The 16365-nt window shown below is 40.5% G+C and carries 14 protein-coding genes; 9 read left to right on the top strand and 5 right to left on the bottom strand.

Annotation, left to right across the window (positions count from 1 at the left end; genetic code table 11):
• The first annotated feature begins 13 nt into the window (after positions 1–13).
• Entirely contained in the window at positions 14–1501 is a 1488-nt protein-coding gene (gene pdxR, locus ACYUCW_RS03370; RefSeq protein ID WP_049208367.1) for a MocR-like pyridoxine biosynthesis transcription factor PdxR, read from the top strand.
• A gap of 55 nt (positions 1502–1556) precedes the next feature.
• Here pdxR and ACYUCW_RS03365 read toward each other — a convergent pair whose 3' ends face one another.
• Positions 1557–2126, bottom strand: coding sequence for a class I SAM-dependent methyltransferase (locus tag ACYUCW_RS03365; protein WP_004249768.1), 570 nt, complete (start codon positions 2124–2126; stop codon positions 1557–1559).
• Positions 2127–2625: 499 nt separating this feature from the next.
• Here ACYUCW_RS03365 and asd point away from each other — a divergent pair, with 499 nt between their 5' ends.
• Complete coding sequence (gene asd, locus ACYUCW_RS03360) at positions 2626–3732, top strand: aspartate-semialdehyde dehydrogenase (RefSeq protein WP_004249769.1); 1107 nt, start codon at positions 2626–2628, stop codon at positions 3730–3732.
• 77 nt (positions 3733–3809) lie between these two features.
• On the opposite strand, the gene gyrB is transcribed toward asd, so the two are convergent.
• From gyrB to dnaA, 4 genes are read right to left on the bottom strand one after another with little or no spacing between them, the layout of a single operon-like run.
• Positions 3810–6224, bottom strand: coding sequence for a DNA topoisomerase (ATP-hydrolyzing) subunit B (gene gyrB / locus ACYUCW_RS03355; RefSeq protein WP_004246504.1), 2415 nt, complete (start codon positions 6222–6224; stop codon positions 3810–3812).
• A gap of 20 nt (positions 6225–6244) precedes the next feature.
• Positions 6245–7333, bottom strand: coding sequence for a DNA replication/repair protein RecF (gene recF, locus ACYUCW_RS03350; RefSeq protein ID WP_004246505.1), 1089 nt, complete (start codon positions 7331–7333; stop codon positions 6245–6247).
• Positions 7334–7344: 11 nt separating this feature from the next.
• Positions 7345–8448, bottom strand: a complete 1104-nt coding sequence (gene dnaN, locus ACYUCW_RS03345) for a DNA polymerase III subunit beta (protein ID WP_004246506.1) — start codon at positions 8446–8448, stop codon at positions 7345–7347.
• A 4-nt stretch (positions 8449–8452) separates the two neighbouring features.
• The gene (gene dnaA / locus ACYUCW_RS03340) at positions 8453–9853 is read right to left on the bottom strand and encodes a chromosomal replication initiator protein DnaA (protein WP_004246507.1); all 1401 of its coding nucleotides are present in this window, start codon (positions 9851–9853) and stop codon (positions 8453–8455) included.
• A gap of 722 nt (positions 9854–10575) precedes the next feature.
• Here dnaA and rpmH point away from each other — a divergent pair.
• The 7 genes from rpmH (at position 10576) to ACYUCW_RS03305 (ending at position 16185) form a co-directional block, all read left to right on the top strand.
• Positions 10576–10719, top strand: coding sequence for a 50S ribosomal protein L34 (gene rpmH / locus ACYUCW_RS03335; RefSeq protein ID WP_004246509.1), 144 nt, complete (start codon positions 10576–10578; stop codon positions 10717–10719).
• Positions 10720–10736: 17 nt separating this feature from the next.
• Positions 10737–11096, top strand: coding sequence for a ribonuclease P protein component (rnpA, locus tag ACYUCW_RS03330; RefSeq protein ID WP_004246510.1), 360 nt, complete (start codon positions 10737–10739; stop codon positions 11094–11096).
• On the top strand, positions 11060–11320 hold the full coding sequence (yidD, locus tag ACYUCW_RS03325) for a membrane protein insertion efficiency factor YidD (RefSeq protein WP_012368639.1): 261 nt from the start codon (positions 11060–11062) through the stop codon (positions 11318–11320). Before rnpA ends, yidD begins: the two co-directional genes overlap by 37 nt.
• Positions 11321–11322: 2 nt before the next feature.
• On the top strand, positions 11323–12963 hold the full coding sequence (gene yidC, locus ACYUCW_RS03320) for a membrane protein insertase YidC (protein WP_460408207.1): 1641 nt from the start codon (positions 11323–11325) through the stop codon (positions 12961–12963).
• Between the two features lie 137 nt (positions 12964–13100).
• On the top strand, positions 13101–14465 hold the full coding sequence (mnmE, locus tag ACYUCW_RS03315; protein WP_004246513.1) for a tRNA uridine-5-carboxymethylaminomethyl(34) synthesis GTPase MnmE: 1365 nt from the start codon (positions 13101–13103) through the stop codon (positions 14463–14465).
• Positions 14466–14613: 148 nt separating this feature from the next.
• A complete protein-coding gene (locus ACYUCW_RS03310; protein WP_004249771.1) occupies positions 14614–14871 on the top strand; it encodes a helix-turn-helix domain-containing protein in 258 nt (85 codons plus the stop codon).
• Entirely contained in the window at positions 14872–16185 is a 1314-nt protein-coding gene (locus tag ACYUCW_RS03305; RefSeq protein WP_004249772.1) for a type II toxin-antitoxin system HipA family toxin, read from the top strand.
• The last annotated feature ends 180 nt before the right edge of the window (positions 16186–16365 follow it).

Here is a 16365-nt window from a genome sequence, read left to right as displayed (position 1 = left end):
TAGGATCCACTTTATGAAACAGAAACCAACAGCTTATTTCCCTAACCTTGTATTAGAAGAAGGGTCTATTAGCTCACAAGTCTATTACGCCGTTAGAAAGGCTATTTTAGAAGGTGTTCTATCTCCGGGTAGCCGTCTACCGTCAAGTCGCACATTGGCTGAAATGATGTCGATTTCTCGCAATTCTGTTATTGCCGGATTTGAACGTTTAATTGATGAAGGCTATTTATTTACTCGTCGCGGGTCGGGCACTTTTGTTACGAATACCATTCCTGATAGCATTAATTCCAATCAGTGGGTTAAAACAACCCTGCCGACGTCTTCATTGCATATCGATAATGAATTAGGAACACTTAATCCTAATTTGCAAAAGATGCATGCTTTTTGGCAACAATCACAACTAAATACCAATAGTCACTTTATGTTTCATGTGGGTGTTGGGTGTATTGATCTTTTCCCCCATGAGCTTTGGGGAAGATTATTAGGACGAGTTTGGCGACACTCCAAAAAAGAACTCGCAACCTTTAACTCGCCAACAGGCTATACACCATTAAAAAAGATGATATGCCAATATGCCCAATCAACGCGTGGGCTTAACTGTCAACCTGAGCAAGTCATCATTGTCAATGGCACACAGCAAGCGATTAATCTTGCTACTCGAGTGCTATTACAAGAGGGAGATACTGCTTGGTTAGATGATCCTGGTTATGACAGCGCTCGAGCTATCTTTACATCGTATGGTATAAAAATACACCCCGTTCGTTCAGATAGTGACGGTATGGATATTTCTCAAGCTATAGACCAATGCCCGCAAGCAAAACTAGTTTTCACCACACCTTCACATCAATTCCCTTTGGGTAATACTCTTTCACTTTCACGTCGTATTGCCTTATTAGAGTGGGCATCGTCCAATAACATGTGGATCTTTGAAGATGATTACAATAGCGAATTTCGCTATCACACTAAACCCATTCAAGCTCTACAAGGATTAGACAAACATCAGCGGGTTATTTATGCCGGAACCTTTTCAAAAATGATGTACCCAGGATTTCGTTTAGGCTTTTTAGTGGTACCTCCATCTTTAATTGACAGCTTTAAAGTCGCTAAATACTACACCGACTCTCATTCTGGTTTTTTAGAACAAGCAACATTAGCGCTATTTATATCTCAAGGACATTATGCTCGCCATGTTAGACGGATCAGAAAAGCCTGTTATGAACGTTATCTAACGTTAACCAATACGATAAAAAAGTATCTCTCTCACATTTTTCGTATTGAACCGACTGATTCTGGCATCCATATTGTCTGCTGGTTACAGTCTGGTTATACAGAAGAATATATTGTGAAAGAGGGACGGAAAATTGGGTTAGCCATACAGCCTTTATCGCGTTATTGTATTCAATCTTATCCTAAACAGGGTATATTATTAGGGTATGCCGCACACCATCCCTCTGAAATTGAAAAAAATATTATTTTGCTTGCTCAAGCTTTATCTAAATAAATAACATTTATTCTTATTTATCATTTTCACTATAAAAATCGAATAAGATTTCTATTTACCCTATTTTATTTTTGGGCGTGCAATAATAAACCCAAGCTGGCGGTACATTTAACATCACACGTTTTTTCTCTAAATGAAAATAACGAGATAATGTTTTTTCATATCGAGTGGTATATTGAAACAACACAAAACAACCTTGGGTTTTTAATAATTCGCTATGTACCCGCTTTAAGATTTTTAACCCTAACCTTCTGTTAATAGACAAGAAAGGCAACCCAGAAATAATCATATTATAATGACTATCTAACTTTTCAGCCGACGCTGTATAGATGGTTAAACGGGGATCATTAATCTTATTCAGCTCATTAGCGAATGCCGGCTCTATCTCAAAAACATCTAATACCGAGTTTGATGACATACGTTTTAAGATCTGTTGCGTAATCACCCCAGTACCCGCACCTAATTCGGCGATTTGGATATCTTGTTGCCAATTTAATTTATTGAGCATTTCATAACATAACCAACGTGATGAAGGCGCAATAGTTCCCATTGTAGTAGGAGACAGTACAAACCGCTTTAAATATGAATAATAGGTTGATAATGGAAAGTAGGTTGATAAATCCATCTTGCGCCCCCTAAAGCTTTTATCTAGATAAAATAAAAATCAGATAAAATGAAGTACATTCATCGTTATTTTTTATTTATGAATTTATGTCATCTCACTAATGACGGATTTCAGTATAAAGCTTGGAGCTATCTCTAAGTAAATACGTTTTTCTTATATATTACACTATTTTACATTTTTCTATTTTTATCATTGTTTATTAGACAAGAATATAAATTTATTTATCAAAAAAATGAAATAAGTCATAACGGAATCATCTTAATCTTTTTTATAAATGATTTATGCTTAATATTCACTTAATTAATGGCGCATTATTTTTAACAAATTCGTGATATTTGTTCGTTCTGTGGTTTCCTTTTGTTAACTCTATGCAGACTATTAGAAACACTTCTAATTCTTTGGTAAATAATCAATAAATTCACTTGCACCTCTCTCTATATTTTGTCAGGTTAGTGTGAAGTCTCTCACTATTCCTACAGACAAAGACAGGGTAATTACAATGAAAAATGTTGGTTTTGTGGGCTGGCGTGGTATGGTCGGCTCCGTTTTAATGCAAAGAATGGTTGAAGAACGTGATTTTGATGGGATAAACCCTGTTTTCTTCACCACTTCTCAATTAGGTGAAGCAGCACCTGCTTATGGCAATCATCGTAGTACACTGCAAGATGCTTATGATATTGATACGCTCGCCTCACTCGATATCATTATCAGTTGCCAAGGGGGTGATTACACCCATGATATTTATCCCAAATTACGTCAAGCGGGTTGGCAAGGTTATTGGATTGATGCGGCATCTGCACTACGCATGAATGATGATGCGGTGATTATTCTTGATCCCGTTAATGGTCAACATATCCAAGATAGCCTCAATAAAGGTATTAAAACCTTTGTGGGGGGGAATTGCACCGTAAGCTTAATGTTGATGTCTTTGGGCGGACTTTTTGCTAACGATTTAGTTGAATGGGCTAGTGTCTCCACTTACCAAGCCGCATCCGGCGCCGGTGCGCGTCATATGCGTGAATTATTGTCACAAATGGGTGCATTACATAACCAAGTGGTTAAAGAGCTAGAAAATCCAGCTTCGGCAATTTTAGATATTGAACGCAAAGTCACTAACTTTACTCGCAGTGGTACTATGCCGACAGAGCAATTTGGTGTTCCACTGGCAGGTAGCTTAATTCCTTGGATTGATAAACAATTGGAAAATGGCCAAAGCCGTGAAGAGTGGAAAGGCCAAGCTGAAACCAACAAGATCTTAAACACCGGTTCAAATATCATTCCTGTGGATGGTCTTTGTGTTCGTATAGGTGCATTACGTTGTCATAGCCAAGCATTCACCTTAAAACTGAAAAAAGATTTACCGGTTAACGAAATTGAGCAATTGCTTGCCCAACATAATGATTGGGTAAAAGTAGTGCCGAACGATCGTGAATTAACAATGCGCGAATTAACCCCAGCAGCCGTAACGGGCACATTAAGTACCCCCGTAGGACGTATTCGTAAACTGAATATGGGGCCTGAATTTATTTCTGCCTTTACAGTGGGTGATCAGTTGTTATGGGGTGCTGCAGAGCCACTTCGTCGTATGCTGAAGATTTTAGCTTAAAACACAACGAATATTATAAATATAAAAACCCGCTAACCTATTGAATTAGCGGGTTTTGTTTGACTTAAAAAACGTTATTAGATATCGATATTTTCTGCTTTTAGTGCATTCTCTTCGATAAAGGCACGACGAGGTTCAACAGCATCACCCATTAAGGTTGTGAATAACTCATCGGTCGCAATCGCATCTTTCACAGTGACTTGCATCATACGACGTGTATCTGGGTTCATGGTGGTTTCCCATAATTGTTCTGGGTTCATTTCACCAAGACCTTTATAACGCTGTACAGCAAGACCACGACGTGATTCTTTGGTTAACCATTCTAGGGCTTCTTCAAAGCTTGAAATCGCCTGACGACGTTCTCCACGCTCAATATAGGCCCCTTCTTCAATCAGGTTACCAATAATATCGCCCAAATTAGTAATACGTTGATATTCACTACTATGAATAAAATCGTAATCCAATTTATAGTCTGTATCGATACCGTAAGTACGAATGCGTAATACTGGCTCAAATAAACGATTTTCTTCGTTTTGTGTGATGGTATAGCTGTAAGTACTGCTTTGCTCTTCCGCGTTATTTAAACGGTTCACCAAGCCACTCATCCACTCTTCCACTTTCGCTTTATCAGAGAGATCATCTTCTGTCAGCGTTGAGTGATAGACCAAGCTATTTAACATACTCAGTGGATAGAGACGCTCCATACGACGAATAATTTTATGCGCAGCATGATAGTCGACAACCAGTTTTTCTAATTGTGCACCATGCATAGCTGGGGCATGTTCACTGACGTAAAGCGCTGCACCATCAAGCGCAATAGACATCAGATATTCATCCATCGCATCATCATCTTTAATGTATTGCTCTTGTTTCCCTTTTTTCACTTTATAGAGAGGTGGCTGAGCAATAAAGATATGACCACGTTCGATAATTTCTGGCATTTGGCGATAGAAGAACGTCAGTAATAATGTACGAATGTGAGAACCATCGACGTCCGCATCCGTCATGATAATAATGCTGTGATAACGCAGTTTATCTGGGTTATATTCATCACGGCCAATACCACAACCTAATGCCGTGATAAGCGTTGCCACTTCTTGAGATGCCAGCATCTTATCAAAACGCGCTTTCTCAACGTTTAAGATCTTACCTTTTAACGGTAAAATCGCTTGCGTTTTACGGTTACGCCCTTGTTTTGCCGAGCCACCCGCAGAGTCCCCTTCCACTAAGTAGAGTTCAGAAAAAGCAGGATCACGCTCAGAGCAGTCCGCTAATTTACCCGGTAAACCACCTAAATCGAGTGCGCCTTTACGACGCGTCATCTCACGTGCTTTACGCGCAGCTTCACGGGCACGAGCGGCATCAATAATTTTACCAACAACAATTTTTGCGTCAGTCGGATTTTCTAATAGATATTCCACCAGCTTCTCATTCATCAGCGTTTCTACCGCTGTTTTAACTTCAGAAGAAACCAGTTTATCTTTCGTTTGTGATGAGAATTTCGGATCAGGTACTTTAACAGAAATAACCGCAATCAGGCCTTCACGAGCATCATCACCCGTTGCACTGATTTTCGATTTCTTATTAAAGCCTTCTTTATCCATATAGTTGTTTAGCGTACGGGTCATTGCGGTACGGAAACCAACTAAGTGAGTACCACCATCACGTTGTGGAATATTATTGGTAAAGCAATAAACGTTTTCTTGGAAACCATCATTCCACAGCATCGCCACTTCAACACCAATGCCATCTTTCTCTGTAGAAAAATAGAATACATTTTGGTGAATAGGCGTTTTATTACGGCTTAAGTATTCAACGAATGCTTTGATACCACCTTCATAGTGGAAATGATCTTCGCGGTTATCACGTTTATCAATTAAACGAATAGAGACTCCTGAGTTTAAGAAGGAGAGCTCACGCAGACGTTTCGCTAAAATATCATATTGGAATTCAGTCTCACCTTTAAAGGTATCAAGACTTGGCCAGAAACGAACAAAGGTTCCTGACTTATCTGTTTCACCAATCACTTTTAAGCGATCGTCAGGTACACCTGAACGGTAAATTTGTTGATGAATTTTACCATCACGATGGATAGTCAGTTCAAGTTTTTCAGACAACGCATTAACAACGGAAACCCCTACACCATGCAGCCCACCAGAGACTTTATAGGAGTTATCATCGAATTTACCACCCGCATGCAGAACCGTCATAATCACTTCTGCTGCAGAAACGCCCTCTTCTTCATGAATACCCGTTGGAATACCACGGCCATCATCGCGAACAGAGACTGAGTTATCTGAATGGATAGTGACAATAATCTCATCACAGTAACCCGCGAGGGCTTCGTCGATAGCGTTGTCGACCACCTCGAAGACCATGTGATGCAGACCGGTTCCATCATCTGTATCCCCGATATACATCCCCGGGCGCTTACGCACCGCATCCAGCCCTTTTAATACTTTGATACTTGAGGAGTCATATGTATTCGACATCAACGTTTCTCGCTTTATTCCTATGGTTTAACCTCTATTTTGCCATGTTCTACGCTAAATAGCCTGCTATTTACATCTAGCATATCTTTAACTTGCCCAGAAGTGATTGCACTGACAAACACTTGAGCTTGCGTAGACTTTAAACGCTCGGCTAACAACTGGCGCCGATTTGCGTCTAATTCAGAAGCAAAATCATCGAGCAGATACAGGCATCTTTGCCCATTCTTACGAGTGAAATATTCACCTTGTGCCAGCCTTAATGCACACATTAACAACTTAAGCTGACCCCGTGACAACATATCTTCTACCGGAGTGCCGTTAGCACGAATACGTAAATCCGCTTTATGAGCACCTAACGAGGTATATGATAACACTTTGTCACGTTCAAATTGACGTTCTAGCAACTGTGCATAATCGGTTTCTTTATCCCATCCTCGTTGAAAACTGACTTTCAAGGTAAATTCAGGGAGAAATAATTGGCACGTTTCTTCAATATCTTTGGCGATATCTTCTGTATATTCAGCTCGCCATTGGCTTATCTGTTCTGTCAGTAAGATAAGCTCTTTATCCCAAGGTAAGAGTTGTCGATAAGACGACGCTTGCCTGAGTGCTGCATTACGCTGTTTTAAGACGCGTTTTAAATCTGACCATGCAGCAAAAAATCGAGGCTCATTATGAAAACAACCCCAATCGATAAAAGCACGACGATATTTAGGCCCACCATTAAGTAATGTGAACCCCTCAGGGGTGATTAATTGCATCGGTAATAACTTCGCTAACTCTGCAATTTTATGCCCATCGCTACCATCAATACGTACCGTACTGTTACCCTCGCGATCTTTACTTAAACCAATCGAGTAACCGCGACTTTCTTCATCAAGGCCACTTAAACGCCCATGTAAAATAAACGCATTTTCATCATGCTGGATCACTCGATTCGCTTGGGCACTACGAAATGCCCGTCCATGGCCTAATGTGTAAATCGCTTCAAGTATACTGGTTTTCCCACTCCCGTTTGGTCCTACAAGAAAATTAAAACCATCCGCTAATGGCAAATCAGCCTGTTCAATATTTCTAAAATGGCGGATCAATAAACGGGATAAAATCATATTAATCGTGATTACAAGCGCATCGGCATAACAACATAAGCTGCAGCTGCACTTGCCACATTCTCAACCTGTACACTTGAAACAGCATCAGTCAGTAATAATTTTACCTCTTCACACTTGAGTGTATTTAACACATCAAGAAGGTAGCTCACATTAAAACCGATCTCCATCTCTTCCCCCTGATACTGAACATCGACAATTTCTTCTGCTTCTTCTTGTTCAGGGTTGTTAGCGGTAATTTTTAATTGTCCATTAGTGAGGTTAATACGCACCCCACGGAATTTTTCATTCGATAAAATCGCCGCACGAGAGAACGCTTGTTTGAGGATATCACAACCTGCGATAACTGTTTTAGTCGGATTTTTCGGTAATACGCGGCGATAGTCAGGGAAACGACCATCAACCAGTTTCGAGGTAAAAATAAAGTCGCCTACATGAGCGCGTAAATTATTACTGCCAATTTGTAACTGTAATAAACTCTCACCACTGCCATCAAGTAAACGCATCAGTTCAATAACACCTTTACGTGGCACAATAACAGAATGTCCGGGTAAAGATTGTCCAATATCCATGGCACAGACCGCTAAACGGTGACCATCAGTAGCAACCGTGCGCAATTCCGTGTTTTCCGTTTCAAATAACATACCGTTGAGGTAGTAACGCACATCTTGATGCGCCATTGAAAACTGTGTGGATTCAATCAAACGTTTTAGAGTGGCTTGTGGCAAAGTAAATTCAACCTCACTTTGCCAATCGTCTAAATTCGGGAAATCAGATGCAGGGAGTGTCGATAAAGAAAAACGACTTCTTCCTGAACGAACGAGTAAGCGATCACCGTCTAATTCTACGCTGATTTCTGCTCCCTCAGGTAATCCGCGCCAAATATCAAAAAACTTACGCGCAGGAACAGTCGTTGCACCGATTTCATGAGATTGGCTAAGACTCACTCTTGCCATCATCTCCATCTCAAGGTCTGTACCTGTTAGCGATAAGGTATTCTCCGTCACCTTAAGCAACAGGTTGCCTAAAATAGGTAAAGTTGGGCGACCGCCTAAAGGGCCGCTGACTTGTTGCAGCGGCTTTAGCAGCTGTTCTCGTTCAATGATAAATTTCATAGCGCTAGGATGATAATGTTCTGATTAAGTTAGAAAAATCTTCTTTGATATCGTGACTTTCTTCACGCAGTTGCTCTATTTTTCGGCAAGCATGCAGTACCGTAGTATGGTCACGACCACCAAAGGCATCCCCGATTTCAGGCAAGCTGTGGTTTGTTAATTCCTTTGCCAGCGCCATTGCCATTTGCCTCGGACGGGCAACCGATCGGGATCGTCGCTTCGACAACAAATCCGCTACCTTAATTTTATAATATTCTGCTACAGTTTTCTGAATATTATCGATAGTAACGAGTTTCTCTTGTAATGCGAGTAAATCACGTAATGCTTCACGCACAAAGTCGATGGTAATGGCTCGACCGGTAAAATTTGCGTTAGCTATTACTCGGTTTAATGCACCTTCTAGTTCACGGACGTTAGAGCGGAGTCGTTTAGCAATAAAAAACGCCACTTCATCAGGTAACTGGATTTGATTTTCGTCCGCTTTTTTCATCAAAATCGCCACACGCGTTTCTAATTCTGGTGGTTCAATGGCTACAGTCAATCCCCAACCAAAGCGCGATTTTAATCGATCCTCTACCCCGTTAATCTCTTTAGGATAACGGTCTGAGGTTAAAATAATTTGCTGATTTCCCTCTAACAAAGCGTTAAAGGTATGAAAAAACTCTTCTTGTGAACGCTCTTTATTGGCAAAAAATTGAATATCATCAATTAATAGCGCGTCTACAGAGCGATAGTAGCGTTTAAAATCTTCAATAGCATTATTTTGTAACGCCTTTACCATATCTTGCACGAAACGTTCCGAATGCATATAAACAACTTTAGCATTGGCTTTACGTTCCATAATACTGTTGCCCACCGCATGCAATAGATGCGTTTTACCCAGACCCGTTCCCCCATATAAAAACAGTGGGTTATAAGCTCCTCCAGGATTATCAGCAACTTGTCTTGCGGCAGCTCTAGCAAGTTGGTTCGATTTACCTTCAACGAAATTATCAAATTTATGTTTAGGATTAACATTAGAACGATAATTAAGTTCAGGTAACTGGGATTGCGGTTGATTATCCCAGCTAGGACGCACAGGCTGGCTGTTAGTCGGTGTGGAATTAACCGCGGGATGTGTCACGGTTTTGGGAACACTCTCGGTGGTACGTGCTGATACAGGTTTATTCCCCACTTCAAAACGCAACGAAGGGACATCAGAACCACAAAAGTCGACTAATAACGCATTAATATTATTAATGTACTTTTCTCTTACCCAATCTAACACAAAACGATTAGGTGCATACAGTGCCAGCGTGTTATCGCTTAGTTCTGCCTGCAAGGGACGTATCCACATACTAAATTCAGTGGCAGGTAACTCATCCTGCAATCGGGCAAGACAATGCTGCCAAAGCGAAAGTGACACGGCGGACTCCCCTCAAAAACAAGACTAAAAAATAAACAGGAAAAATGTGATTAAACACTTAGGTACACAACACCGTTCCTCTTCAATTCTTAATAAGGAACAACTTTGATGACCACGATTTTTACATCGTGCTTCACGATCGCAGACTGGTTGTTCTGATCGTGACGGGGGATCATATCGCAAAATGAAACGAAGATCCTCTTTCTTTTACACAGTTTTTATGGTTTTTATCCACAGGCTTACCTATTTGTGATAATTCTCCGAAATAAATAGGTAAGGGAGTTCTAGTGTACTTGAGTCACCCTATAAATAGCAATTGGGGATAACTTTCTGTAAGTAAATTTCTGCTCTTCTTATAAAGGATGATCAATTATCTGCATGATGATCCACCAAAGATCCTTGCGCTTTCACCCTGAGTCCGTATAATCTTGCACCCTGCGTGCTTGTACCAACAATTCGCCCTTTATCTTCCCTTTTTAGGGTATCGATAAGAGCGAGCGTTGCGCATAAGTAAGGATTGATAATCGGGTTTGCTAAAAAAGACGACAAAAATCGGTACTTAAAACGTCATCTTCATTGACGCATTTGAGTGATTTTATTACAATCCCGCATCTTTCCATCATTGATGCTGCGATTGAAGTACTGGTTTGTTTATTTATTGCACTCCTGTCTGTCAACGCATTTGCTGAATCAGTAATAATATAAAGTAGGTAGAAATCGCTATGAAACGCACTTTTCAACCGTCTGTACTGAAGCGCAACCGTAACCACGGCTTCCGCGCTCGTATGGCCACTAAAAATGGTCGTCAGGTTCTGGCTCGCCGTCGTGCGAAAGGCCGCGCTCGTCTGACCGTTTCTTCGAAATAATAAAAGCTAACCATTCCGTGGTTAAGCTCGCTTTTCCAAGGGAGTTACGTTTGTTAACTCCCAAGCATTTCAATTTTGTTTTCCAGCAGCCACAGCGTGCGAGTTCACCAGAAGTTACAATTTTGGGTCGCCAGAATGAGCTGGGGCATCCCCGCATCGGTCTAACTATCGCAAAGAAAAACGTTAAACGTGCTCATGAGCGTAATCGGATTAAACGATTAGCCCGTGAATACTTTCGTTTACATCAGCATCAATTACCTGCTATGGATTTTGTGGTATTAGTAAGGAAGGGGGTAGCTGAACTTGATAACCACCAATTGACGGAAGTGTTGGGTAAATTATGGCGTCGTCATTGTCGCTTGGCTCAAAAATCCTGATCTTGCTGATTAGGGGCTATCAACTGGGGATTAGTCCTCTGTTGGGGCCTCGTTGTCGTTTCAATCCTACGTGCTCTCATTATGGTATTGAGGCATTGCGCAGGTTTGGAATGATAAAAGGTAGTTGGTTAACAGTGAAACGCATATTAAAATGCCACCCTTTACACGAAGGTGGTGATGATCCTGTCCCACCTAGAAAAAACGACGATAACAGAGAAAATTAACGATGGATTCGCAACGCAATCTTCTATTCATCGCTTTACTGTTCGTTTCTTTCCTGATCTGGCAGCAGTGGGAGGGTGATAAAGTATCACAAAACACCACCACTACTACTCAGGTCTCGCAACAAGCGGACATGCCAAGCAGTGATAGTCTTGCTGTGACTGGTAACAGCAATGAGCAGGCAAAATTGATTACCGTAAAAACTGACGTACTTGATCTTCGTATCAATACTCAGGGCGGTACTATCGATGAGGCTGATTTGTTAGCCTATCCCGCCGAGCTTAATTCAAAAACCCCTTTCCGTTTACTGGAAACTACACCTCAATTCCTGTATCAGGCTCAAAGTGGCTTAATTGGCCCTGATGGTCCAGATCAGAAATCTCGCCCTGTCTACAGTGCCACACAACAAGAATTTATCTTAGGTGAAAACCAAGATGAATTACGTGTACCTATGACTTTTGTGAATGAAGAAGGCGTGAAATTCGTCAAAACCTTTATTCTGAAAAAAGGTCAGTATGACATTGGTATTGAATACAAAGTTGAGAACCCAACAGATAAAACACTGACAATGAACTTTTATGGTCAGTTAAAACAATCTGTTAAGTTACCAGAACACCGTGATACTGGAAGTAGCAACTTTGCGCTACATACCTATCGTGGTGCGGCTTATTCATCAGATGAAACCAACTATAAAAAATATAGCTTTGGTGATATCGAAGATAAAAACCTTTCTATCACAACCAACAATGGTTGGATTGCGATGTTACAACAATACTTCGCAACCGCGTGGATCCCAGCTAAAGATAGTCAGAATAACAACTTCTACTCTATCACTTTAGATAATAAATCTATCGCACTGATTGGTTATAAATCAGCACCTATTACTGTTGCACCGAATAGCACACAGGATATCACTTCAACATTATGGGTCGGGCCTGAGATCCAGTCTGAAATGTCTGCAATCGCACCACATTTAGACCTATCTGTTGACTATGGTTGGTTATGGTTTATCTCTCAGCCACTGTTTAAGCTGCTGAAATTCCTGCACAGCTTTATCGGTAACTGGGGTTTCTCCATCATCATGATCACCTTTATCGTTCGTGGTATTATGTATCCACTCACGAAAGCGCAATACACCTCTATGGCGAAAATGCGTTTACTGCAACCAAAACTGGCGGCACTTCGTGAGCGTATTGGTGATGATAAACAACGTATGAGCCAAGAAATGATGGCGTTATACAAACAAGAGAAAGTTAATCCTCTTGGTGGTTGTTTACCGCTGATTATCCAGATGCCAATCTTCCTTGCCTTATACTATATGTTAATGGGCTCGGTTGAATTACGTCATGCACCATTTATATTATGGATCCAAGACTTATCAGCACAAGATCCGTACTATATCCTGCCATTATTAATGGGTGTGACGATGCTCATCATTCAGAAACTGTCACCAACAGCAGTCACTGATCCGATGCAACAAAAAATTATGACCTTTATGCCGGTTGTATTTACTGTATTCTTCCTGTGGTTCCCATCAGGTCTGGTTCTGTACTATATCGTCAGTAACCTAGTAACCATTATCCAGCAGCAGTTAATCTACCGCGGTCTGGAAAAACGTGGGCTACATAGTAGAGACAAAAAATAAGGTCACATCAGGAAAAACCTCTTCTTTGGTTACATTCAAAGAAAAGTGACATAAAATAGTGAAGGCGGTCTAATAGGCCGCCTTCTGTTTTTTTATTTTTATACGATTAATGATTATTCTGATTAAGCGAGTTCACCATGCATAGCACTGATACTATCGTCGCTCAGGCCACACCTCCTGGAAGAGGCGGTGTTGGTATCCTACGCGTTTCTGGCCCTAAAGCAGCTGTTGTGGCACAAACTATTTTAGGCAAAGTACCTAAGCCACGTTATGCCGACTATCTTCCTTTTCGCAATGAAGATAACTCAGTGCTTGATCAGGGTATCGCCCTTTTCTTCCCTAATCCTAACTCTTTTACGGGTGAAGATGTTTTAGAACTACAAGGCCATGGTGGCCCAATTATTCTCGACTTACTCTTAAAGCGTATTCTACAAATTCCCGGTATCCGTATTGCTAAGCCCGGTGAGTTCTCAGAGCGAGCCTTCTTAAACGATAAACTCGATTTAGCGCAAGCTGAAGCAATTGCCGATTTAATTGATGCCAGTTCAGAGCAAGCGGCACGCTCTGCGATTAACTCTTTACAAGGTGCTTTCTCCTCTCATATTAATGAGATGGTCGAGTCCTTAACCAATTTGCGTATCTATGTTGAAGCGGCTATTGATTTCCCTGATGAAGAGATAGACTTTCTTTCTGACGGGGTGATTGAGGGCAAACTCAATACGGTTATCAGTCAATTAGACGATGTTCGTGCGCAAGCGCGCCAAGGCAGCCTATTACGTGAAGGAATGAAAGTCGTCATTGCCGGGCGCCCTAATGCCGGTAAATCAAGCTTATTAAATGCATTAGCGGGAAGAGAAGCAGCCATTGTCACCGATATAGCGGGTACGACACGAGATGTATTACGCGAACATATCCATATTGATGGTATGCCATTACATATTATCGATACAGCAGGTTTACGTGAAGCCAGTGACGAAGTAGAACGTATTGGTATCGAGCGTGCATGGCAAGAGATTGAGCAAGCAGATAGAGTCCTCTTTATGGTTGATAGTACCACCACCGAGGCGACGACACCGGAAGAGATCTGGCCTGAGTTTATGGCTCGTTTACCTAGCACACTGCCGGTCACCGTTATTCGCAATAAATCAGATTTAACGGGTGAACCTGCCGAGATCACCTCGCAAGGTGACTATCCGATGATCCGTTTATCTGCCCGTGATGGAATGGGCATTGAATTACTACGCTCACACCTTAAAGAAGCCATGGGCTTTAACAGCAATACTGAAGGGGGCTTCTTAGCGCGCCGTCGTCATTTACAAGCATTAAACACAGCCGCTGAACACCTACAACAAGGCTATCAGCAATTGGTTTATGCCAAGTCAGGTGAGCTATTAGCAGAAGAGTTAAGACTTGCTCAACAAGCATTAAGCGAAATTACTGGTGAATTTACATCAGATGATTTATTAGGGCGAATTTTCTCTAGTTTCTGTATTGGGAAGTAACGACCAAACTTTACCTGCTATAGCGTGTAAATATTACTTTACCGGTTATAGCAGGTAATTATAACTCTACACGCTATAACCATTAAATCTTGATCTACACGCTATAACCGGTATATTAGATATTAACGCCTATAACCGGTAGAAGATGATGATCATAATTAATGCCTATCAACTCAGTGTGCATCTAAAAGATGTCCGATTAACAAAAAAACTGTCTCAAAGTAAAGTCGCCCAAAAAGTAGGGATCCGACAAGATACCGTGTCCAATTTTGAACTTAATCCTAATTCCACCAAACTAGAAACCTTTTTCAAACTGCTCTCCGCACTAAATTTAGAGATGGAAATTCATCCTAAAGATGCTAAAAATAATTTAGCACACAAAAGTGAATGGAAAGAGGAGTGGTAAATGGCGAGTCTTGATGTATATATGAATGAATACTATGTGGGCATCTTTACTAAAAAAAGCTCAGGTGCGCATTCATTCCAATATACTGAAGATTGGGTTAATCAACCAGGAAGTCGTCCCATCTCTCTTTCGATGCCATTACAGCTTCAAGAATATCAAGGAGACTGTGTCTATAATTTCTTTGATAATCTGTTACCTGATAATACTGAAATTAGAAATCGTATTGTGAGTCGCTATAATGCGAACTCAAATCAACCCTTTGACCTATTAGCGGCTATCGGTGCAGATACTGTTGGTGCATTAAGGTTACTTCCTAGTGGCAGTACGCCTGCGGATATCAAAAAAATAGAATATCAAAAACTCAATGATACTGAGCTTGAAAAAATTCTACTAGGATATAAATCCAATACTCCACTCGGTATGCTTAAAGAATATACTGATTTCAGAATTTCCATCGCTGGAGCACAAGAAAAAACGGCATTACTTTTAAAAGATAATCATTGGTGTGTGCCACATAATAACACACCAACTACCCATATTATTAAACTGCCAATTGGTGTTATTGAAAGTCATTCTTATACAATGGATTTATCCAATAGTGTAGAAAATGAGTATCTTTGTACCTTAATTGCCAAAGAATTTGATCTTCCCGTCCCCCACTGCTCTATTATTAAAACAAAAAATGTTAAAGCGCTTGCTGTAGAACGTTTTGATAGAAAATATTCATCTGATAAATCGTGGATAATACGTTTACCTCAAGAAGATTTTTGCCAAATTTTAAATATACCTTCTGCGCTAAAATATGAAAATGAAGGAGGGCCTGGCATTATCGATATTATGAAATATTTACTTGGTTCATCAAATGCCGATCAAGATCGTTTTCATTTTATGAAGGCACAAGTGCTATTTTGGCTTTTGGCTGCAACGGATGGACACGCAAAGAATTTTTCTGTTTTTATCAACCAAGAAGGACGTTTCCATCTCACTCCCCTTTATGACATTATGTCCATCTATCCCAATTTCGGAGGACGAGGACTTAATCCACGAGATGCAAAACTTGCTATGGGATTAAAAGCAAGCCGAGGCAAAAAATACGCAATAGAACAAATTTTTCCTCGTCATTTCTACCAAACAGCTGAAGCTGTCGGTTTCGATCCTTCATTAATGAGCGATATTCTTCGTTATTTTTATCAAGAAATGGACGATGTCATACAACGCGTAAAACAGCAATTACCCGAGGATTTCCCTTCTGAGATTAGCAATACAATATTAGATGGAATGAAAGCACGCGCTGTTAGATTAGCTAACATTTAGCCATTTACCTGCTATAGCGTGTAAATATCACTTTACCGGTTATAGCAGGTAAAAATTGCATATATACGATATAAAGTTAGGTAATGCTTTTTTCAAAAAGAGTGTCATAAATTAATTATTTTTATTTCTTATATTATTTATATACTCGATTTTAATTAACCTATTAATAATATATATCAA

Source organism: Proteus sp. MB838 (assembly GCF_054767435.1).
The sequence above is the reverse complement of the archived record's forward strand: the minus strand, read 5'-3'. Positions and strand labels throughout refer to the sequence as shown.